The following is a 20930-nucleotide window of genomic DNA, read 5'->3' as shown; positions in this document are numbered from 1 at the left end:
AAAATCAAGTTCTGTTATTGATAGGAAGTATCATTCCAAGTATCGAGCGTAAATGTTTCAAAATCATGGGTTTCTAGAATTGTCAGGCTGGCATTTGCTAGACCTCCATCTTTACGAAGAAGAGGTTCTTTATAACTTAGAAGAGTACGAATACTGGCAGTAAGATTAGCACCATGACCGACAATTAGAATACGCTCAGCTGGACTATCTTTTAATGATTTGATAAATTGGATGGTCCGTTGCGTGGTGCTATAGAGGGATTCGGCTCCAAACATTTGAGTGTCAAATTGAGCAAGATTAGATCGGAAAGCTTTGATTTGTTGTGGGTAAATTGCTTCCAAGGTTGCGATTTTTAAACCTTCTAACTTACCCAGCTGCCATTCACGGAGATTTGGAACGCTTTCTAAAGGACAGGGGGTCTGGAGTTGACTTTGGATAATCTCGGCAGATCTGACCGCTCGAGGTAAATCACTTGAATAAATCTGATCGAAAGGAACATCCTTGAGATACTGGCCAAGTAGTTTTAGGGTGTCAATGGATTCAGGAAGAAGGGGAGAATTACCACTAGCACCTTGAAAGCGTCCTTCTTGGTTCCAGACTGTGCGGCCATGGCGGACAAAGTAGAGTTTCATTACTTGCTGTCCTCCAAGATATCTGCAAAGTCAGCCTTTACAAAGCTAGCTAAGTCTTGGGGAGCAACGATAATGCTGTGACCAACTTCCCCTGCAGAGACAATCATTTGATCCAAGTCTAGAGCGATCTTATCGATAAAAATGGGATAATTGTGTTTCTGACGAATTCCGACAGGATTATTTGCTCCATGAATGTAACCAGTTGTTTTTTCCAAGTCCTTTTGTGGAATCATGCTCACTTTTTTATTGCCAGAAATTTTTGCTAGTTTCTTTTCCGACAAGTGTTGGGTGATAGGGACAATTCCGATAATTGGTCCTGTCTTGTCTCCCAAAAGAGCCAAGGTTTTGAAAATCTGATCTCGTTCATAACCTTGAGGAAGCTCTCCTTCTAGGGCATTGATTTGAATCCCCTGATGTGGGATACTTGCTTTAGATAGGATTTGTTCCACCAATGTTTTTTTGATTTTAACTTTTTTTGCCATTATTTATACTTATCCTCCAATTGGCTCATCCAAATACCAAGCCAGATTCCCAGTGCAAAGAAGAAGGCGATGATGACATACCCAACAAGAGAAAGGCCTGTGTATTGGATACTTTCAGCGTTTCCTGCATTTGGAATTAAGATCAAAAGGGTACTTGATAGGACGATACCGATGATGAAATGATAAACGCGTGAGTGGTAGTTGTTTAAGGCATAATCCATCAATTTTGAAAAAATAATGAGAGTTGCACCTGCCCCGATTCCAATCGGAAAGAAGGTTCCCAAGAGGTCAAAGGTTTTAAAACCAGTCAACATAGGAGCATAAAGACCCAAAATCAAAAGTAGGTTTGATGGGCTGAGGCCAGGAACTAATACGCCAAGAGCCAGCAGTGCACCAGCTAGGACGAAATTAAGAAAGCTGGCACTTAAGGTTCCAACGACAAAATTTAAGGCATAGAGTCCTAATCCAGAAATGATAAAGGTTGTCCAGAACCAAGCTAAATCAATCTTGTCTCGGTCAGATTCTCGAGTTGATTCTTTGAGAAGGCTAGGAACTGTACCAATGATGGCACCCGCAAAGCTCCATAAGACAAAGACCTGATAATTTTCAAGCAGGTATTCAATCGGGTAGGAAAATAAGCCGATTCCCAGAAGCATACCGATGGCAACTGGAATAAAGTACAAAACATTTTCTTTAAAGTCTTTAAAGGGATGGGCTAGAAAACCAATCATTCGTTCATAAATTCCTAAGATTGCTGCTAGAACCCCTCCGGAAATTCCCGGTAGAATAAATCCAAGAGCAATGACAATCCCTTTAATAACGCGTGCTAACCATGAGAGCATATTTTTCCTCCAACTATTTCTATTTCAAAAAATCCTTACTATATTGTATCACAATCAAACACAAAAAGAAAAAGCAAATGATAAACAAATGCTTTTAAGGTTTTAAAAAGAGTTTTCTAAAGGTTTCTTCTTTGTTTTTTAAGGAAGAAATGACGTTGATATCCAAATCGTGGTCAAAGCCAGCAATTTTTCCTTTAGATGTGTATTGGTGAATGTCGTAATCTAAATCAGTCTTAGGAGTAGCTTCGTAAAATCCTGAGTCAGAACCATAGGAAGGAATCCAAACAGACGTAAACTTGTCTGTATCAATACTGTGTTCTTCCATGAAGTAGACCCCAACGTAGATGCCGATATTTTTAGCACCAAGTGATTCTAGTTTTGCACGAAAGGCTTCAACACCTTCGTTCATATTGGACATGGTTTTGTCTTCCACATCTAGCCAATAGTAACTAGGGCTGTATGGCGATGAAGCGTTATAAAAAACTTCAGCAGCCTTTTCCATTTCTTGGACACTTTTTCCAGCTACAAAGGCATAGACACCAACTGGGACATTTCGTTTTTGAAACTCGGTAATATGGGTTTTAAAGGCCTTATCTACCCCATTAACAAAGGAAGCATCGTTTTCTTTTAAAGACTGAGCGCCACTATGTACACGAACGATAGCTCCAGAAATGTTTTGGGACAGAGTATCGTAATTTATTTCCTCAGGACGTTGCCAACCAGAAACATCAATTACCGGTTTATCTATATTGTGTAGCGCTTGCGTTTCTACTTGCGCGATATTTGACTTTGTTTTTACAGGATGGTCCTCAAAACGAGGGCGATTCAGGATTAAAATGAAAATCATAATCCCAAAAAAACCAAATAAAATAAGCGGATTAATTTTCTTTCTCATATCTCATAATTTTACCTTAAAAATGAGAAAAAATCAAAAAAAATACTCAAAAAATGGGTTAAGAAAGGACTTTAGAGCATTTTTTCATTCAAGAGCGCGGAATGATTTGAAATATGGTATAATAAAAGGGAATTTCTAGAGAAAAGAGAAGATTATGTCAAATTATGCCATTATTTTAGCAGCGGGTAAAGGGACTCGCATGAAATCTGATTTGCCAAAAGTTTTGCACAAGGTTGCGGGTATTTCTATGTTGGAACATGTTTTCCGTAGTGTGGGAGCTATCCAACCTGAAAAAACAGTAACCGTTGTCGGACACAAGGCGGAATTGGTTGAAGAGGTCTTGGCTGGACAGACAGAATTTGTGACTCAATCTGAACAGTTAGGGACTGGTCATGCAGTTATGATGACAGAGCCTATCCTAGAAGGTTTGTCAGGTCACACCTTGGTCATTGCAGGGGATACTCCTTTAATCACAGGTGAAAGCTTGAAAAACTTGATTGATTTCCACATCAATCATAAGAATGTAGCGACTATTTTGACTGCTGAAACCAATAATCCTTTCGGCTATGGACGAATTGTTCGTAATGATAATGCTGAAGTTCTTCGCATTGTTGAGCAGAAGGATGCCACAGATTTTGAGAAACAAATCAAGGAAATCAACACTGGAACTTACGTCTTTAACAATGAGCGTTTGTTTGAGGCTTTGAAAAATATCAATACCAATAACGCTCAAGGTGAATACTATATTACAGATGTCATTGGCATTTTCCGTGAAGCTGGTGAAAAAGTTGGCGCTTATACTTTGAAAGATTTTGATGAAAGTCTTGGGGTAAATGACCGTGTGGCACTTGCGACAGCTGAGTCAGTTATGCGTCGTCGCATCAATCATCAGCATATGGTCAATGGTGTTAGCTTTGTCAATCCAGAAGCAACTTATATCGATATTGATGTTGAGATTGCGCCTGAAGTTCAAATCGAAGCCAACGTTACCTTGAAGGGGCAAACGAAAATTGGTGCTGAGACTGTTTTGACAAATGGAACTTATGTGGTGGATAGCACTATCGGAGCAGGAGCTGTCATTACCAATTCTATGATTGAAGAAAGTAGTGTTGCAGACGGTGTAACAGTCGGTCCTTACGCCCACATTCGTCCAGGTTCGAGTCTAGCTGCCCAAGTTCATATTGGTAACTTTGTTGAGGTGAAAGGTTCTTCAATCGGTGAGAATACCAAGGCTGGTCATTTGACTTATATTGGAAACTGTGAAGTGGGTAGCAAGGTTAATTTTGGTGCTGGAACCATTACAGTTAACTATGACGGCAAAAACAAATACAAGACAGTCATCGGCAACAATGTCTTTGTTGGTTCAAATTCAACCATTATTGCGCCAGTAGAACTTGGTGACAATTCCCTCGTTGGTGCTGGTTCAACTATAACTAAAGACGTGCCAGCAGATGCGATTGCGATTGGTCGCGGTCGTCAGGTTAATAAAGACGAATATGCAACACGCCTTCCTCATCATCCTAAGAATCAGTAGGAGCCTATCATGGAATTTGAAGAAAAAACACTTAGCAGAAAAGAAATCTATCAAGGACCAATATTTAAACTGGTCCAAGATCAGGTTGAATTACCAGAAGGTAAAGGAACTGCCCAACGGGATTTGATTTTCCACAATGGAGCTGTCTGTGTTTTAGCTGTAACGGATGAACAAAAACTCATCTTGGTCAAGCAGTACCGCAAAGCTATCGAGGCAGTCTCTTACGAAATTCCAGCCGGAAAGTTGGAAGTAGGAGAAAACACAGACCCTGTCGCAGCAGCACTTCGTGAATTAGAGGAAGAAACAGCCTATACAGGGAAGTTAGAACTCTTGTATGATTTTTACTCAGCCATTGGCTTTTGTAATGAAAAGTTAAAACTATACCTAGCAAGCGATTTGACGAAAGTGGAAAATCCGCGTCCGCAGGATGAAGATGAGACCTTAGAAGTTCTTGAAGTGAGCTTAGAAGAAGCCAAGGAATTAATCCAATCAGGTCATATCTGTGATGCCAAGACGATTATGGCTGTTCAATACTGGGAATTGCAGAAAAAATAGAGGAGGTCAGTATGGGTAAACCTTTATTAACGGATGAAATGATTGAAAGGGCTAATAGAGGCGAAAAAATTTCAGGTCCTCCTTTACTAGATGATGAGGAGACTAAGATTTTACCAACCTCTTCTTCCCGTTTTGGTTATGCCAATCCTAAGGATCATGGTTTTAGCCAGGAAACCTTGAAGATTCATGTCGAACCGTCTATTCATAAAAGCCGTCGCATTGAAAATACCAAGAGAAATGTCTTCAATTCTAAACTGAATAAAATCTTATTTGCAGTCATCTTTCTCTTAATTTTGCTTGTCTTAGCAATGAAACTTTTGTAATAGAAAAGGAATTGAAATGAAAATAGGAATTATTGCGGCTATGCCAGAAGAACTGGCTTATCTGGTCCAGCATTTAGACAATGCCCAGGAGCAAGTTGTTTTAGGCAATACTTATCATACAGGAACCATTGCTTCGCATGAAGTCGTTCTTGTAGAAAGTGGAATTGGTAAGGTCATGTCTGCTATGAGTGTGGCGATTTTGGCTGATCATTTCCAAGTGGATGCTCTAATTAACACGGGATCAGCTGGGGCAGTAGCAGAAGGTATTGCTGTTGGGGATGTCGTGATTGCTAACAAATTAGCCTATCATGATGTGGATGTCACAGCTTTTGGCTATGCTTATGGACAAATGGCGCAACAACCGCTTTATTTTGAATCAGATAAAACCTTTGTTGCCAAAATTCAAGAGAGTTTATCTCAATTGGAGCAAAACTGGCATCTTGGTTTGATTGCTACAGGAGATAGTTTTGTTGCAGGAAATGACAAGATAGAAGCGATTAAGTCCCATTTCCCAGAAGTTTTAGCTGTTGAGATGGAGGGGGCAGCGATTGCTCAGGCAGCGCATGCCCTTAATCTTCCAGTCTTAGTCATCCGAGCTATGAGTGATAATGCCAACCATGAAGCAAACATCTCTTTTGATGAGTTTATTATCGAAGCTGGACGTCGCTCTGCCCAAGTCTTGCTAGCCTTTTTGAAGGCCTTAGATTAAGCGAAAATTTGACAGTTTATCTAGCTTATGATAAGATTTAAGTAAAGAAAAGCTAGAAAACGTTTCAGAGGATATTATGAGTATTGAAATGACCGTCAGTGAGATTGCAGAGGTTTTAGGATTATCTCGTCAAGCAATCAATAACCGTGTCAAAGAATTACCAGAAGAAGACACAGATAAAAATGACAAAGGGGTAACAGTCGTTACCAGAAGTGGCTTGATTAAGCTAGAAGAAATCTATAAAAAAACGATTTTTGAAGATGAGCCTGTCAGTGAAGATGTCAAGCAACGTGAACTGATGGAGATTCTGGTTGATGAGAAGAATGCAGAAATTCTTCGTCTTTATGAACAATTAAAAGCCAAGGATCGTCAGTTATCAGAAAAAGATGAGCAGATGCGTATCAAAGACCGTCAGATTGCTGAGAAAGACAAACAACTCGATCAGCAGCAACAATTGACTCTTCAAGCCATGAAGGATCAAGAAAATCTTAAGCTAGAGCTGGACCAAGCAAAAGAAGAAGTCCAATCCACTAAGAAAGGCTTTTTTGCTCGTTTATTTGGAGGATAATCAAGGAGCTGTTTAGGTTAATGCTAACCTGATGGCTTCTTTTATTTCTAAATAGTATAGTTGCTCAAGTAAAATAACAGTATAGGAGAGGTAGAAAATGGAACGATTAGAAGATTACATTGCTTTTGACTTAGAATTTAATCAGCACGAAGGACAAACACACTTGATTCAAGTATCGGCAGTGCGTTTTAGAGATGGTCAGGAGATCGATGCCTATGATTCCTATGTTCATACCAGTGTGCCTCTAAAGAGTTTTATAAATGGTTTGACTGGGATTACAGCTGAGACCTTAAAAGATGCTCCTCCAGTGGAGGAAGTTATAAAAGAATTCCAAGATTTTGTGGGTTCTTTACCTATGGTAGGCTACAATGCTGCTAAAAGTGATTTGCCTATTCTAGCAGAGCATGGTTTAGACTACAGCCGACAGTACAAGGTGGATCTGTATGATGAAGCTTTTGAACGTCGGAGTTCGGATTTACACGGTATTGCCAATCTCAAATTGCAAACCGTTGCCTCGTTTCTTGAATTTCAAGGTCAGTCTCATAATAGCTTAGAGGATGCTCGTATGACAGCGCGTGTTTACGAGTCCTTTCTAGAGTCAGACCAAGCTAGAGAATTGTTAGGGACAGAAAGTAGTCTATCAAACAATCCTTTTGGAGGCTTGGACTTGTCTCAATTATTTGACTAGGAGTGCCTATGAAACCTGAAAAACCTAAAAATCTAGGTTTTAAGCAGATATACTTTAATCTAGATAAAATACTCTTTCTCTTTTTCTTGACTTTTATGATGATTGAGTTTGTCTGGTTACCGTCCAATTCTTGGATTGCTGGACTTTTACTCCGTCAGACAGGTTATCTCTTTCTATCTTACAACAATATTTTTGCCATTATAAAGGGTTCTCCCTTTGTTAGTCTTGCTTTATTTATTCTGGTAATCGTTAATTTACTGATCGCCTATTACCAGATAGGACTTCTCTTTATCGGAGCCCGGCATTTATTATGCCATGAAAAAAGGACCTTGCTGGAGTACAGTCGCAAGGTCTTTCGCCAAAGTTTTTTGTTTATGAAGCAAGTCACGCTTGCAAAGATAGCCTTTATCTTCTTTTATGTCATGATGCTCTTTCCATTGATTCGAAAGATTTTAAAGATTTACTACCTAAATAAAATTGTCATACCGGACTTTATCGTTGATTATGTAGAAGACAAGTATTGGCTAGTAGGTATAGTGGTTACTATTCTGGCTTTACTTCTATTTTACATTTCAGTGCGTTTCATGTTTGCTCTACCTCAGCTTTTATTTGAGAAAAAAACAGTCAAAGAAGCAGTCAGATACAGTCTAGAGAAGACAAGAAAGCACTCCTGGTTTTATACTTGGAACTTGCTTTGGATTGTCGTCAAAACCTACCTATTTTTCATTCTTTTATTGATTCCAATATTAGCAAGTCAGGTGCTGATGGATGGTCTGACCCATAAGGAATCTCTTGTGCTGGGAATTATCAACTTTGTCTTGATTAAGAATTTCCACTATATGGCCTTGACTTACTTTCTCATTAAGTTTGTTTCCTTTTTGACAGGGGAGGAATTAGAAATCACACCAAGGAGAAAGAAAGACCACTGGATGAGATGGGGAGTGATGGGCTGTGCTTGTATCTTTTTCGCTCTTGAGGGTTATGTTTATTTAGAAGCTCCAGTTTCACATAAACCTTTAATTATCTCTCATCGCGGTGTTTCAGATAAAAATGGTGTTCAAAATACCGTTCAATCACTAGAAAAAACCGCTCAGTTATCTCCAGATTTCGTTGAGACAGATGTTCAGGAAACAAAAGATGGCCAGTTTGTCATGATGCATGATGCCAATATCAAGAATCTGACAGGAGTTAATGCCAATCCTCAGGATCTAACTTTGGATGAATTAACCAAACTTGATATTTCTGAAAATGGCTATCATACCAAGGTATCTAGTTTTGATGACTACCTTAACAAAGCCAATGAATTGCATCAGAAACTTCTTATTGAGATTAAAACCAGTCGAAAAGATAGCCCAGATATGATGAAACGATTTATGGAAAAATATGGCACTGTTCTTAAGCAGAATGGTCACCAAATGCAATCCTTGGACTACCATGTGATTGACCAGGTTTTAGTCTACGATACTCAAATTCCAGTCTTTTTAATCCTACCTTATAATAGTATTTTTCCAAGAACCAAGGCTACAGGTTACACCATGGAGTATTCAACTTTAGATGAAAATTTTGTCAACAAGCTTTGGAATACCGATCAGAAATTGTACGTGTGGACCATCAATAGTTCAGAGTCCTTTGATAAATCTGTTCATTTGGGTGCAGACGGCATGATAACGGATGACTTGGAAATGATTCAAGATCAGGTTACCATTGCCCAAGAAGACCCAGAGTATACGGATTTACTGTTTAAACAGGCAATGGAATTCTTTAATTTTTAGTAATAAAAAAGAGGAACAGTTGTTCCTCCCATGATAGGCAAGTATTCTATTGAATGCTTGTTTTTCTTATGCTTAGAATGGCAATTTTCCAGCGAAAGCACCAAATTTTTTCTTGGTAGTTTCATCGATTTGTTCAAGAGCAGAGTTGATGGCTTGAACAGTCATATCAGAAAGAGTTTCAAGATCTTCAGGGTCAACGACAGCTGGATTGAAGTCAATGCTGACAACTTTTTTGTCACCAGTTAAGGTCGCTTGAACAAGTTCTTGAGCAGATTTGCCAACAAATTGCATAGCAGCAAGTTCTGCTTGACTTTGTTCCATCTGTTTTTGAAGTTTTTGTGCTTGGCGCATCATGTTTTGCATGTTCATCATGGTGATTTATAGTTTCCTTTTACAATTATTTTCTTCCCTATTTTATCAATTTTAGGGTTAAAAGTCTATTGTTAGTATAAATCCCCTAACATTAAATTACCGAAAAGATTTTCGAAGAGTATGAGGTTGGAACATGAAAACAGCAGTTGATTTCAAGAAACAAAAAAGAACAGCCGAAACTGTTCTTTTTATCATTATTTGAGACCGTATTTTTTGTTGAAACGATCCACGCGTCCATCTGCTTGAGTGAACTTTTGACGTCCAGTGTAGAATGGGTGTGAGTCTGATGAAATTTCCACACGGATCAATGGGTAAGTTTCGCCTTCGAACTCAACTGTTTCGTTAGAGCGTTTTGTTGAACCGCTAAGGAATTGGTAACCAGTAGTTGTGTCCATGAAGACAACTGGGCGATATTCTGGATGGATATCTTTTTTCATTTTGCAATATTTCCTTTCTGCCATGGTCTCTTTGCGAGCCATAGATTGTTACCATACTAGTCTATCAGATTCTGAAAAGTTTGGCAAGTATTTTATCAGTTTTTAAGCAAGTTTTTTAACTTTTGGTAGATGATTTCGTTTTCTTCTAAACTATAGGAATTAGCACCACTTGCTAGCGGGTGGCCTCCGCCATCATGTTCCTTGGCAATTTCATTGATAGGATGGATTTTACTGCGTAAGCGAACTCGGTAGTGGCCATCAGCCTGCTCCACAAAAATTCCCCAGAGACTCACACTATCAATACGTCCAGGTGCACCGACAATAGCTGCAGTTTCAGCATCGGTAACATTGAATTGTTTCAAGACTTCTTGACTCAGGATAACGCGAGCTGCACCATTTTCATCCACTTCCAGATGGTCGTAGATGTATCCTTGAAGTTTAGCAATTTTGTAACTCATAGTGTCCATTTTGCGAGTGAGAGCCGCAAAGTCAAAGTTATGTTCTCTCAGATAGGCAGCCAGGCGAAGAGTCTGTGCAGTCGTAGAAGGATAAAGGAAGCGACCTGTATCACCAACAATTCCTGCAAAGAGCAACTCAGCAGCGCGATCTGACAAGGCAAGTTGGGTTGTTTCTGAAAATAGGGTAATCATCTCGCTAGCGCTACTTGAACTAGTATCGACCCAAGACAGGTCACCGTATACATCATCATTTGGATGGTGGTCAATCTTAATGAGAAAATCACCTTGACTATAGCGCTTATCATCGATACGAGCAGTATTAGCTGTATCACAAACGATGACAAGTGCCCCTTGGTAGACACTATCTTCAACAAAATCCATCTCAGCCATCCAGGTCAAAGTTGGTTCATTAAAACCTACGGCTTTGATGGTTTTTTCTGGAAAATGATGTTCCAGCAAGGCTTTCAATCCCACCTGACTTCCCAAGGCATCAGGGTCTGGTTTCATATGACGGTGAATGATAATCGTGTCGTATTCTTTGATTTTTTCTAAAATTTGATGGCAAATGTCCATAAATAACCTCAATTCTTTCTCATTTCATTGTAGCACAAGAATTTTTATTTTTAAAATGAAAAAGATGTGTTATAATGGAGAAAGATAAATTGAGGAGGACGATATGGCATTAGCAAAAATTGTATTTGCCAGTATGACCGGTAATACCGAAGAAATTGCAGATATTGTAGCAGACAAATTACGTGACTTGGGCTTGGATGTTGATGTTGATGAATGTACAACTGTTGACGCTTCAGACTTCTTGGAAGCAGACATCGCTATCGTTGCGACCTATACTTATGGTGATGGAGAATTGCCAGATGAGATGATGGACTTCTACGAAGACCTAGCAGACCTCAACTTGAATGGCAAAATCTACGGAGTTGTCGGCTCAGGTGATACCTTCTACGATGAATTCTGTAAGGCTGTTGATGACTTTGACCGTGTTTTTGTGTCAACAGGAGCAGAAAAAGGTTCAGAGTGTGTTAAAGTTGATCTTTCTGCCGAAGAAGAAGATATTGAACGCTTGGAACAATTCGCAGAAGAATTGGCTGCTAAAGTAGGATAAGCATAAAAGTGCGCTGATGCAATCAATCAGTGCATTTTTCTTATCGTGAGTTGGGATTTTACTAGCCTATTTGCTGGCTTTTTGATACAATAATTCAAATAAAGGAGGAGAATGTATGGATTTAGATATTATTCGTCAAGAAATTGATCAAATCGACGACCAAATTGTCAAACTATTAGAAGAACGAATGCATTTGGTTGAGGGTGTAGTTGCTTATAAGAAAGCATCAGGTAAGCCGATTTTAGATACCAAGAGAGAGGCAGTTATTTTTGAAAAGGTTAGAAATCGTGTAGAAGACAAGCGCTATCAGGAGACTATTGTCGCAACATTTTCGGACATACTCAAACGTTCGCGTGATTATCAGGATCAAAACATCAAATGAAAAAAGAACCATTTTATCCGCTAGGGATTTTTCTAGCTGCCATGTTGGGCGGACTGATTCGCTACCTAGTTTCTACTTGGTTACCAGCCAGTCCAGATTTCCCTTGGGGCACCCTTCTTGTTAACTATCTGGGTATTTTCTGCTTGGTTTATCTTGTCAAGGGTTATTTGGTCTATAAAGGGACTAGTAAGGGATTAGTTTTAGCACTGGGTACAGGTTTTTGCGGAGGTTTAACAACCTTTTCTAGTCTCATGCTTGATGCTGTGAAACTGCTTGATACAGGGCGTTATCTTAGCCTAGTCTTGTATCTCATTTTAAGCGTGGGTGGAGGCCTGCTCTTGGCTTACTATTTGGGGAGGAAAAAATGGTAATCGTCTATCTTGCAATTGCTTGTGGCTTAGGAGCGCTCGTACGGTATTTCTTTTCCCGCTATAATCAATCTTCTAAATTTCCCCTAGGAACTCTCATAGCCAATTTTCTAGGTTGTTTTTTGATTGGCTTATTCTACAATCATGTAGAGTCTAAGGAAGTCTATGCTATTTTAGCGACGGGTTTTTGTGGAGGTTTAACAACTTTTTCGACCTTGAATGACGAACTTCAAAGACTGTTAAGTGATAAGAAGGTCTTTTATTCTTACCTGACTTTGACCTACCTAGGTGGTTTGGTTGCGATTTTTTTAGGAATTCTGCTATAAATTTCTTTACTTTTTTGTGGAAATTTGGTAAACTGTATCTTGTGTGTAATGGACGCACAAAAATACAGTTTATCCGCTGAGGAAGATTCCTCAAGATTGACAAAGATAGGAGAATAAAATGAATCCATTAATCCAAAGCTTGACTGAAGGTCAACTTCGTACAGATATCCCATCATTCCGTCCTGGTGACACTGTTCGTGTACACGCGAAAGTAGTCGAAGGTAACCGTGAACGTATCCAGATTTTTGAAGGTGTTGTTATCGCACGTAAAGGTGCTGGAATCTCAGAAAACTACACAGTTCGTAAAATCTCTAACGGTGTAGGTGTTGAGCGTATCTTCCCAATCCACACTCCACGTGTTGAAAAAATCGAAGTTGTTCGTTACGGTAAAGTACGTCGTGCGAAATTGTACTACTTGCGTGCTCTTCAAGGTAAAGCAGCTCGTATCAAAGAAATCCGTCGTTAATTCGACTAAAAAACTCTGCTTTTTCAGCAGAGTTTTTATCTAGCTCCCTTAGTTCAATGGATATAACAACTCCCTCCTAAGGAGTAGTTGCAGGTTCGATTCCTGCAGGGGGCATTTTTAGTAAATTAAGAAAAATAAAGAATATTTAAAGTGTTTGTTTAGGGGTAATCATCACAATTTAGTTTTTTAAAATAGATTAGTGTTTTTTCTTTGATCAATGATTACAGAATAAAGTGTATCTGCATAGTAACTTTGACATCTATTAGTTTAAAAATAAGGACTTCCTTTATTAGAATGTCCTTATTTTTATTATGGAATTGAACAAATGAGGTTAAGTTTCAGATCTATGAACTCAGAAAGTAAGTACAAAGCTTTAAACAGCTTTCGAAAAGATTTGGTGTAGATTTTTCTGGCTAAGGTATGTGACAAGATGAATTGATTGTTATGAACTAGAGAGTGTAAAAAAATGGGGAAAATCGTTATTATTCTCCTGAATTTGATATGTTGTAAAAGACTATTTCTGGTCTGTTAAATCTATCAATAGCAAAATCTAAACGTGATAGTCTAACATCTAGTACATTTAACGTTAATAGTTTTATCAATCGTTTGAGTAAGAAAATCTCAAAAGAAGAAGGGATAGGTTTTCAAAAATAACCTATCTAGTCATTGCTTATATATAATTTGTATCTTTTGGTTTATTAATTTGTATTTAAAATTTAATCATGTTACAATTGAAATTGAAATCGAATAGAAAAGGAAAATGCAAATGTGGGCACACTATTAGCAACAAGATTAAAAAATAGACGAAAAGAATTAAAAATGTCTCAGCGAGAATTGGCTGAGGGGATATGTAAACAGGGACAGATTAGTCGATTAGAGAATGGAGAATTTACTCCAGGAGCCGACTTTTTATATGCTCTGTCTAAGAAGTTAAAAGTTAGTATAGATTATTTTTATAATGAGCAGATTGGAGAGGAGATTGATGAGCTACTAGAGTTTAAGAAGTTAGCCCAGACTTTTATCACAAATCGAAATTATGAGTCTTTGAAATATATATATGAACTAGAGAGTGTAAAGGTACATCGCTTGTCTCTAGTAGATAAGTTTTATATGGAGTGGATAAAATCTCTTATAGATTTTTATTTCTATGGGCAAAAAGAAGAGGCTGTGGCAAGATTGGAGAAGGTACTGTCTCAGTTAAATGTAACTGACCTGATCTACCTTCAAGTTGCAAATACTCTATTTAATTTTTATTATGATATTGAAGTTTTAGAGAGTTTTAATAAAATTCGAGAAAAGTTAGAGTGTCAAGTAAATCAACTCAAGTTAAACACAATCGAAGAATTAAACCTTTCTATTAAATTTAATTATAATGTTTGTCGCTATCTATGGTTGCAGAATAATACTGAAGAGGCTATTACTAAAATCACAGATACGATAAAGCAATGTAAGATGTATAGAACAACATATCTTTTGGCTGATTTGTATGTATTGATGGGAAATGTCAGTAAGAATTTTTCTTCTAAAGTTGCAGTAAAAGATTACTTTGAAACGGCTTATTTCCTATATAAGCTTGAGGGCAATATGTCAATGGCTCTAAAAATTGAGCATTACATTGCAGATCTAACAGAATAGTAAAGACGATGTTCATAAGCATCGTTTTTTCAGTCCAAAAGATACAAATATGTATTTAATGAAAATAAATAAAAAATATTATAAAAATTCTTGACAGTATTATATTGAAGTGCTAAAATGAGTGCAAGAAAATATTAGGCTTTTGTCCATAAAACATCTACAGAAACTTACTATAGACTGAGTGAATGTAAAGGGACTTCAGCCTTTGAAGAATTGAGAGGTAAAATTAATGAATGAATTAGAAGTTAGATTTGAACTCAACGATGAGAAAGATTATAATAATGCTATTTCATATTTAGAAAAATCTTATAAATTTAAGAGTGAAAATAAGCAAGTTGATGAATATTTTAAAATAAAAGGAAGAGAATTTGAAAATGATGAGGTAGGTAGCTTTATCTACAGAATTCGTCAAGAAGCTGATAATAAAGCATGTGTTTTTACAAGAAAAGATACGATAAAACAAGGAATGTGGAGTGAAAGTGAAATAGAGTTAGAATCTGAAAAATTAGAATTTGTAAGGAATATCTTGCAAGATGGTTTTTCAAATATTTTCACAATAAGTAAACATAGAAAGACTTATCATGATGAATTAGAAAATAAAACGATTAATCTAGATAAGATTGATGGTCTTGGATTTTATCTTGAAATAGAGATTCTAGGAGATTTTTCAAAAGAAGATTATAATAATTTTTATGATAAAATGTGCGGAGAGTTCTCGTTTTTAAATTCAAAAATAGAAACAAAGGGCTATGTCCAATTAATGAGAGAAAAAAATGGACGTAATTGAAATTATCAAATAGTCTTGTTGGGATTGTTTACTCAATTGCTGGATTTGGAAGTTTGATAGCAGTAACCTTTCTTTCTACTTTTTTGAATAAGAAGGATGCCTTTATATTGATGAATATATCAATGGCAACTATCCCACTTGTCATTATGGCGAGTGGAATAGTAGAAAATTGGTTATTTTTTGGAATCTGTTATTCAATTTTGAGTGGATTAATTACAATAGCTTCTGTTTCGATTACAACAATACAGCAACAAGAAAGTACTGTGTATAATATTGGAAAGATACTTTCTAGTTCTTTTGTAATAGCTACCATTTTTGCACCTTTTGGAGGGATATTGGCCGCTTATTTTAATTGGCTTTTAAACCCGAGATTAAGTCTAGTTATTTTGGGATTATTAAGTAGTTTATTGGTTATTCTTATAAAGAGTTATGAAAAAAAGCTAACTAAGAAAAGAACCGCAATATTTATAAAGGAAGATTAGTGGATTAATTATCATTAGAAAAAATAATATTAATTCTTAGTAAAATAAAAAAATGAAAAAGGTTTTACATAATGTACTACCTTTTTCAGATTTAATAATTATTTAGGGAATAGAACTAGAAACCCAAAATACTGAATCTTAAACTGCACCTCAAAAGTAAGATTTTTTCTGTCTAACTTTTGGGGTCAGTACAGTATCTCTAACTTCTGGAGTGCTTTTTCTATATTTAAATTATTTTAAAGTACCCATGTACGGATGGCATGGGCAACGCCGGATTCGTCATTTGTTTTAGTGATGTATTTGGCGATTTTTTTGATTTCTGGATTTCCGTTTTCCATGACAACGGGGTTACCAACGACTTCCAGCATGGCACGGTCATTTTCTTCGTCACCGATAGCCATGGTTTCATCTTTGGTCAATCCGAGTTTTTCAGCTAGGTGAGTGATGGCTGAACCTTTGTCCACATTCTTTTTAAGGAGTTCGAGGTAGAAAGGAGCAGATTTGTTGATGGAGTAGCGCTCATAAAATTCGGCTGGTATCTTTTCGATCGCAGCATCGAGAATTTCTGGTTCATCGATAAACATACATTTGACAATTTCCTTGTCAGCCATTTCTTCAGGAGTGCGGTAGAAGATGGGCATGCTGACGAGGGTTGATTCGTGCACTGTGTATTTTCCGATATTGCGATTGGCAGTATAGATGCCGTCCTTGGTAATAGCGTGCATGTGGACACCGAGCTTACGACTGAGAAATTCCATATCCAGATAATCCTCATAAGTCAAGGATTCGCTGATAATCTCATGTCCTGTAGCAGTTTCTTGGACAAGGGCACCGTTGAAGGTCACAACATAGTCACCCTCGTCTCTCAACTGCAAGTCGTCTAGAAGCTTGGCAACACCTACGATAGGGCGGCCAGTTGCAATCACAACTTTGACACCAGCTTCTTTGGCATCTTGGATGGCAGAAAAGACTTCAGGAGTGATCTCCTTTTGATTGTTGACTAGGGTTCCGTCAATATCGACGGCGATTAGTTTAATACTCATAAAATTCCTCTTCTAGTTTTTATTTGGGGTAAAATGATCGTTCTCAATCAAGTGTAAAAATTGCTGGGTGATGCTTGCAAAGATGCTGTTTTGTTCCAACATTTCTTTTGGGAAATAAAAACGATTATCTCCGTGACGACTACCAGCAAGGGATTGGACGATGGGAGACAGGCTAGAGAGTTCGGCCAGTTCTCCATTTTTTTGTAAAATCTCAATCTGTGTCCGTGGATTTTCAGATTCGGGACGATAGATATCATAAGGGAGGTCGAAGTTCTTATGAATGGCAGTGTAGTAGTCCGGATCAAAGCCGATGTCCTCAACCAATTTTCTCATGCTGGCGAGTTGGTCTTGGTCTTCTTGTGAAAAGGTAATGGATTTAAAGACCTTACGGTTGACAAAGCGTTGCGACAAATCTGCGAGAATCTTGTCAGGACTGGTCATCCAGAGTTGGAAGTAGGTATTCATCACACCATCATCCAGAGCCAGATAATCAGACAAGGTCACATTTTTTTCAAAGAAAGGCAGGAGATGTGGAGATGTTCGTGCAAAGAAGTCCTTGTCTTCAGGATAGAGTTCCTTAGCGCGTTTGAGAAGATTTTGTAGGAGAACTTCCATAGCGCGTGTTGCGGGGTGGAAATAAACCTGCATATACATCTGGTAGCGACTGAGGACATAGTCTTCGATGGCGTGCATGCCATTGCGCTGAAAGGCGATACCATTTGCGACAGGACGAATGACACGCAAGATCCGAGTCAGGTCAAATTCCCCATAGGATGCTCCTGTAAAATAGGAGTCACGCAAGAGATAGTCCATGCGGTCTGCATCAATCTGACTAGAAATGAGTTGCACGACCTGCTTATTAGGATAGGTATGGTCGATGACACTGGCTACCTTTTCTGGGAAATCTGGCGCAACTTGTAGCAGGACTTGGTGAATCTCTGTTTCAGGACTTTGGATGATTTCCTGAGTAATGGCCTCATGGTCTGTATTAAAGAGATGTTCAAAAGTATGGGAGTAGGCACCATGCCCGAGGTCATGAAGGAGTGCAGCGGTCATGGTCAAGAGAGACTCAGCAGGATTCCATTCTTCAGGATATTTTTCTTCAAAAATCTCCGTGATACGTCGTGCAATCTCATAGACTCCTAGACAGTGGGAGAATCGGCTGTGTTCTCCACCGTGGAAGGTATAACTGGAAGTTCCCAGTTGCTTGATACGGCGCAGGCGTTGAAATTCTTTTGTATTAATCAAGTCGTAGATGATTTGATTATCGACATGGATGTAGTTGTGAACTGGGTCACGGAATACTTTTTCGTTCATATGACCATTATAGCAAAAAGCTAGAGTTTTTGGTAAAATAGTAGGACAAGAGACAAGAAAGAGGACTTGATGTGAAGATTCGGATGCGAAATACGATTCAGTTTGATGAGCAGTTGGAAGTGATTGACCAGCTTTATGACGTGGAAGTGCATGAAAAGGGAGATTATAGCTACCTGCTTTTCTATAATGAGGAAAAGGAAAAAGTAGTTATTAAATTCCATAGTCAAGAACTGGTGATGAGCCGATTTTCCAATCCCAAAACCATTATGCGTTTTCTAAAGGATAGCGATAGTTTAGCCTATATTCCCACACCTATGGGCATGCAGGAGTTTATCATCCAAACGAGCCGTTATCAAGTTGATGGGCAAAAGATTGAACTAGATTATCAACTACAAAATCAAGAGGGACATCCCTTTGCCAGCTATCAATTGGAAATTACTTGGTGCTAGTCTCTTGTTTTTTTCAAATTTTTGCTAGCTATCTTCTCGGATTAGCCTGCTAATGTGGTAGATTAGGCTATTTTTTGGTATAATAAAAGTTATGGAAATCGAAAAAACCAATCGTATGAATGCGCTCTTTGAATTTTATGCGGCGCTTTTGACAGATAAGCAAATGAATTATATCGAGCTCTACTACGCTGATGATTACAGCCTTGCTGAGATTGCCGAGGAGTTTGGTGTCAGTCGTCAGGCTGTCTATGATAATATCAAGCGGACAGAAAAGATTCTGGAAGATTATGAGATGAAATTGCACATGTACTCGGACTACATTGTCCGTAGTCAGATTTTTGACCAGATCTTGGAGCGCTATCCCAAGGATAACTTTCTGCAGGAGCAGATAGAAATTTTAACAAGCATTGATAATAGGGAGTAATCATGGAAAATCTTGTCGTCTATAAAGGAATACCCTGTAAATTATTAGCTGCAGAGGAACCATTTCCTAGTCGACTACAAATTCTCTCACCTGATTCTATTCCTCAAGCCCTTAAAGAAGGATTTAGCTGTTGGGGATATCCAAATGAAATCATGAAAGAAGTCACAACCGAAGAACTAGAGAGTTTGCAACATTTCGGACGATTTCCACTGAATTGAAAAAATAGGAGAAAATAATGGCATTTGAAAGTTTAACAGAACGTTTGCAGAACGTCTTTAAAAATTTACGTAAAAAAGGAAAAATCTCTGAGGCTGATGTCCAAGAGGCAACCAAAGAGATTCGCTTGGCCTTGCTTGAGGCTGACGTTGCCTTACCTGTTGTAAAGGACTTTATCAAGAAAGTTCGTGAACGTGCAGTCGGACATGAAGTTATTGATACACTTAATCCTGCGCAACAGATTATCAAAATCGTTGATGAGGAATTGACAGCTGTTTTAGGTTCTGATACGGCAGAGATTATCAAGTCTCCTAAAATTCCGACAATTATCATGATGGTCGGTTTGCAGGGGGCTGGTAAAACAACTTTTGCAGGTAAATTGGCCAACAAACTCAAGAAAGAAGAAAATGCCCGTCCTTTGATGATTGCGGCGGATATTTACCGTCCTGCGGCTATTGACCAGTTGAAAACTCTGGGTCAACAAATCGATGTGCCTGTTTTTGCACTTGGGACAGAGGTTCCAGCTGTGGAGATTGTTCGTCAAGGTTTGGAGCAAGCCCAAGCCAATCATAATGACTATGTCTTGATTGATACGGCAGGTCGTTTGCAGATTGATGAGCTTTTGATGAATGAACTTCGTGACGTAAAAGCATTGGCTCAACCAAACGAAATTCTCCTCGTGGTTGATGCTATGATTGGTCAAGAAGCGGCCAATGTTGCGCGTGAGTTCAATGCTCAGTTAGAAGTCACTGGGGTTATCCTTACCAAGATTGATGGTGATACTCGTGGTGGTGCGGCTCTATCTGTTCGTCACATTACCGGAAAACCAATCAAGTTCACTGGTACAGGTGAAAAGATTACGGACATTGAGACTTTCCACCCAGATCGTATGTCTAGTCGTATCCTTGGCATGGGGGATATGCTCACTCTGATTGAGAAAGCTTCTCAGGAATACGATGAGCAAAAAGCCCTTGAAATGGCTGAGAAGATGCGTGAAAACACCTTTGATTTCAATGATTTCATCGATCAGTTGGATCAGGTGCAAAACATGGGGCCAATGGAAGACTTGCTCAAGATGATTCCAGGTATGGCCAACAATCCAGCCCTTCAAAACATGAAGGTAGATGAGCGCCAGATTGCTCGTAAACGTGCCATCGTGTCTTCCATGACACCTGAAGAACGTGAAAATCCAGATTTGTTAAATCCAAGCCGTCGTCGTCGTATCGCTGCAGGTTCTGGAAATACATTTGTCGAAGTCAATAAATTCATCAAGGACTTTAACCAGGCTAAACAACTCATGCAAGGTGTTATGTCTGGAGATATGAACAAAATGATGAAGCAAATGGGAATCAATCCAAACAACCTTCCTAAAAATATGCCAAATATGGGAGGAATGGATATGTCTGCCCTTGAAGGAATGATGGGACAAGGCGGTATGCCTGACCTGTCAGCTCTCGGAGGGGCAGGAATGCCAGATATGAGCCAGATGTTTGGTGGCGGACTAAAAGGTAAAATTGGTGAATTTGCTATGAAACAGTCCATGAAACGCATGGCGAATAAAATGAAGAAAGCTAAGAAGAAACGCAAGTAAGACAAGGGAAGGCCGCAGGGCTTTCCTTTTTTAGAAAGAAGAAAAATGAGCACTTCC

At 38.5% G+C, this 20930-nt stretch carries 28 protein-coding genes and 1 tRNA gene; 20 read left to right on the top strand and 9 right to left on the bottom strand.

What is annotated here, in order from left to right; genetic code table 11:
* Window positions 1-14 precede the first annotated feature (14 nt).
* From D8836_RS07490 to D8836_RS07475, 4 genes are all read right to left on the bottom strand, one after another.
* Window positions 15-632, bottom strand: coding sequence for a histidine phosphatase family protein (locus D8836_RS07490; RefSeq protein WP_125393596.1), 618 nt, complete (start codon window positions 630-632; stop codon window positions 15-17).
* The gene (locus tag D8836_RS07485; protein ID WP_125393595.1) at window positions 632-1114 is read right to left on the bottom strand and encodes an aminoacyl-tRNA deacylase; all 483 of its coding nucleotides are present in this window, start codon (window positions 1112-1114) and stop codon (window positions 632-634) included. The genes D8836_RS07490 and D8836_RS07485 overlap by 1 nt, the downstream gene beginning before the upstream one ends.
* Entirely contained in the window at window positions 1114-1956 is an 843-nt protein-coding gene (locus D8836_RS07480; protein ID WP_078238385.1) for a DUF368 domain-containing protein, read from the bottom strand. The genes D8836_RS07485 and D8836_RS07480 overlap by 1 nt, the downstream gene beginning before the upstream one ends.
* Window positions 1957-2050: 94 nt before the next feature.
* Window positions 2051-2851 carry a glycoside hydrolase family 25 protein gene (locus D8836_RS07475; protein ID WP_125393594.1) on the bottom strand — a complete coding sequence of 267 codons (801 nt, stop codon included), beginning with the start codon at window positions 2849-2851 and terminating at the stop codon, window positions 2051-2053.
* A 154-nt stretch (window positions 2852-3005) separates the two neighbouring features.
* Here D8836_RS07475 and glmU point away from each other — a divergent pair, with 154 nt between their 5' ends.
* The 7 genes from glmU to D8836_RS07440 all read left to right on the top strand — a co-directional run bounded on the left by glmU (window position 3006) and on the right by D8836_RS07440 (window position 9000).
* Window positions 3006-4385, top strand: a complete 1380-nt coding sequence (glmU, locus tag D8836_RS07470) for a bifunctional UDP-N-acetylglucosamine diphosphorylase/glucosamine-1-phosphate N-acetyltransferase GlmU (protein ID WP_125393593.1) — start codon at window positions 3006-3008, stop codon at window positions 4383-4385.
* A 9-nt stretch (window positions 4386-4394) separates the two neighbouring features.
* The gene (locus tag D8836_RS07465) at window positions 4395-4940 is read left to right on the top strand and encodes an NUDIX hydrolase (protein WP_033688949.1); all 546 of its coding nucleotides are present in this window, start codon (window positions 4395-4397) and stop codon (window positions 4938-4940) included.
* 11 nt (window positions 4941-4951) lie between these two features.
* Entirely contained in the window at window positions 4952-5263 is a 312-nt protein-coding gene (macP, locus tag D8836_RS07460) for a cell wall synthase accessory phosphoprotein MacP (protein ID WP_125393592.1), read from the top strand.
* A gap of 16 nt (window positions 5264-5279) precedes the next feature.
* Window positions 5280-5972, top strand: a complete 693-nt coding sequence (locus tag D8836_RS07455) for a 5'-methylthioadenosine/adenosylhomocysteine nucleosidase (RefSeq protein WP_125393591.1) — start codon at window positions 5280-5282, stop codon at window positions 5970-5972.
* A gap of 76 nt (window positions 5973-6048) precedes the next feature.
* Window positions 6049-6540, top strand: coding sequence for a chromosome segregation protein RocS (gene rocS / locus D8836_RS07450; RefSeq protein WP_000021242.1), 492 nt, complete (start codon window positions 6049-6051; stop codon window positions 6538-6540).
* Window positions 6541-6637: 97 nt separating this feature from the next.
* Window positions 6638-7228, top strand: coding sequence for a 3'-5' exonuclease (locus D8836_RS07445; RefSeq protein ID WP_125393590.1), 591 nt, complete (start codon window positions 6638-6640; stop codon window positions 7226-7228).
* Window positions 7229-7236: 8 nt separating this feature from the next.
* Window positions 7237-9000, top strand: coding sequence for a glycerophosphoryl diester phosphodiesterase membrane domain-containing protein (locus tag D8836_RS07440; RefSeq protein WP_125393589.1), 1764 nt, complete (start codon window positions 7237-7239; stop codon window positions 8998-9000).
* 72 nt (window positions 9001-9072) lie between these two features.
* On the opposite strand, the gene D8836_RS07435 is transcribed toward D8836_RS07440, so the two are convergent.
* The 3 genes from D8836_RS07435 to D8836_RS07425 all read right to left on the bottom strand — a co-directional run bounded on the left by D8836_RS07435 (window position 9073) and on the right by D8836_RS07425 (window position 10840).
* Complete coding sequence (locus D8836_RS07435; protein ID WP_060628076.1) at window positions 9073-9372, bottom strand: YbaB/EbfC family nucleoid-associated protein; 300 nt, start codon at window positions 9370-9372, stop codon at window positions 9073-9075.
* A gap of 194 nt (window positions 9373-9566) precedes the next feature.
* Complete coding sequence (locus tag D8836_RS07430; RefSeq protein WP_000710764.1) at window positions 9567-9809, bottom strand: type B 50S ribosomal protein L31; 243 nt, start codon at window positions 9807-9809, stop codon at window positions 9567-9569.
* Between the two features lie 95 nt (window positions 9810-9904).
* Complete coding sequence (locus D8836_RS07425) at window positions 9905-10840, bottom strand: DHH family phosphoesterase (protein ID WP_125393588.1); 936 nt, start codon at window positions 10838-10840, stop codon at window positions 9905-9907.
* Window positions 10841-10943: 103 nt separating this feature from the next.
* Here D8836_RS07425 and D8836_RS07420 point away from each other — a divergent pair, with 103 nt between their 5' ends.
* From D8836_RS07420 to D8836_RS07380, 9 genes are all read left to right on the top strand, one after another.
* Window positions 10944-11387 (top strand): flavodoxin, encoded by a 444-nt coding sequence (locus tag D8836_RS07420; protein WP_001162128.1) that lies wholly within the window; start codon window positions 10944-10946, stop codon window positions 11385-11387.
* Window positions 11388-11502: 115 nt separating this feature from the next.
* The gene (locus D8836_RS07415; RefSeq protein ID WP_000362433.1) at window positions 11503-11769 is read left to right on the top strand and encodes a chorismate mutase; all 267 of its coding nucleotides are present in this window, start codon (window positions 11503-11505) and stop codon (window positions 11767-11769) included.
* Window positions 11766-12140 (top strand): fluoride efflux transporter CrcB, encoded by a 375-nt coding sequence (gene crcB / locus D8836_RS07410; protein WP_125393587.1) that lies wholly within the window; start codon window positions 11766-11768, stop codon window positions 12138-12140. Before D8836_RS07415 ends, crcB (D8836_RS07410) begins: the two co-directional genes overlap by 4 nt.
* Window positions 12134-12463: a fluoride efflux transporter CrcB gene (gene crcB / locus D8836_RS07405; protein ID WP_125393586.1), complete on the top strand. Its 330-nt coding sequence runs from the start codon at window positions 12134-12136 to the stop codon at window positions 12461-12463. Before crcB (D8836_RS07410) ends, crcB (D8836_RS07405) begins: the two co-directional genes overlap by 7 nt.
* 118 nt (window positions 12464-12581) lie before the next feature.
* Window positions 12582-12929 (top strand): 50S ribosomal protein L19, encoded by a 348-nt coding sequence (gene rplS, locus D8836_RS07400; protein ID WP_001068669.1) that lies wholly within the window; start codon window positions 12582-12584, stop codon window positions 12927-12929.
* 42 nt (window positions 12930-12971) lie between these two features.
* Window positions 12972-13043 (top strand) — tRNA-Arg (locus D8836_RS07395).
* A 654-nt stretch (window positions 13044-13697) separates the two neighbouring features.
* Window positions 13698-14564, top strand: coding sequence for a helix-turn-helix domain-containing protein (locus D8836_RS07390; protein ID WP_125393585.1), 867 nt, complete (start codon window positions 13698-13700; stop codon window positions 14562-14564).
* Window positions 14565-14793: 229 nt separating this feature from the next.
* On the top strand, window positions 14794-15351 hold the full coding sequence (locus D8836_RS07385) for a CYTH domain-containing protein (protein WP_125393584.1): 558 nt from the start codon (window positions 14794-14796) through the stop codon (window positions 15349-15351).
* Entirely contained in the window at window positions 15348-15833 is a 486-nt protein-coding gene (locus tag D8836_RS07380) for an MFS transporter (RefSeq protein WP_260468272.1), read from the top strand. Before D8836_RS07385 ends, D8836_RS07380 begins: the two co-directional genes overlap by 4 nt.
* 236 nt (window positions 15834-16069) lie before the next feature.
* Here the strand turns inward: D8836_RS07380 and yidA are convergent, their stop codons facing one another.
* Both yidA and D8836_RS07370 read right to left on the bottom strand, forming a co-directional pair.
* Window positions 16070-16876, bottom strand: coding sequence for a sugar-phosphatase (gene yidA, locus D8836_RS07375; protein ID WP_125393583.1), 807 nt, complete (start codon window positions 16874-16876; stop codon window positions 16070-16072).
* 12 nt (window positions 16877-16888) lie between these two features.
* Window positions 16889-18193 carry an HD domain-containing protein gene (locus D8836_RS07370; protein WP_125393582.1) on the bottom strand — a complete coding sequence of 435 codons (1305 nt, stop codon included), beginning with the start codon at window positions 18191-18193 and terminating at the stop codon, window positions 16889-16891.
* Window positions 18194-18264: 71 nt separating this feature from the next.
* On the opposite strand from D8836_RS07370, the gene D8836_RS07365 reads away from it, so the two are divergent.
* The 4 genes from D8836_RS07365 to ffh all read left to right on the top strand — a co-directional run bounded on the left by D8836_RS07365 (window position 18265) and on the right by ffh (window position 20873).
* The gene (locus D8836_RS07365; protein ID WP_125393581.1) at window positions 18265-18642 is read left to right on the top strand and encodes a YwiB family protein; all 378 of its coding nucleotides are present in this window, start codon (window positions 18265-18267) and stop codon (window positions 18640-18642) included.
* Window positions 18643-18733: 91 nt separating this feature from the next.
* Window positions 18734-19066, top strand: a complete 333-nt coding sequence (locus D8836_RS07360; protein WP_000402071.1) for a putative DNA-binding protein — start codon at window positions 18734-18736, stop codon at window positions 19064-19066.
* Between the two features lie 2 nt (window positions 19067-19068).
* Complete coding sequence (locus D8836_RS07355) at window positions 19069-19284, top strand: hypothetical protein (RefSeq protein WP_033685183.1); 216 nt, start codon at window positions 19069-19071, stop codon at window positions 19282-19284.
* A 17-nt stretch (window positions 19285-19301) separates the two neighbouring features.
* On the top strand, window positions 19302-20873 hold the full coding sequence (gene ffh / locus D8836_RS07350; protein ID WP_000863612.1) for a signal recognition particle protein: 1572 nt from the start codon (window positions 19302-19304) through the stop codon (window positions 20871-20873).
* Window positions 20874-20930: the final 57 nt, after the last annotated feature.

Source organism: Streptococcus mitis, from assembly GCF_003942995.1.
Classification (GTDB): Bacteria; Bacillota; Bacilli; order Lactobacillales; family Streptococcaceae; genus Streptococcus; species Streptococcus mitis_CV.
The sequence above is the reverse complement of the archived record's forward strand: the minus strand, read 5'-3'. Positions and strand labels throughout refer to the sequence as shown.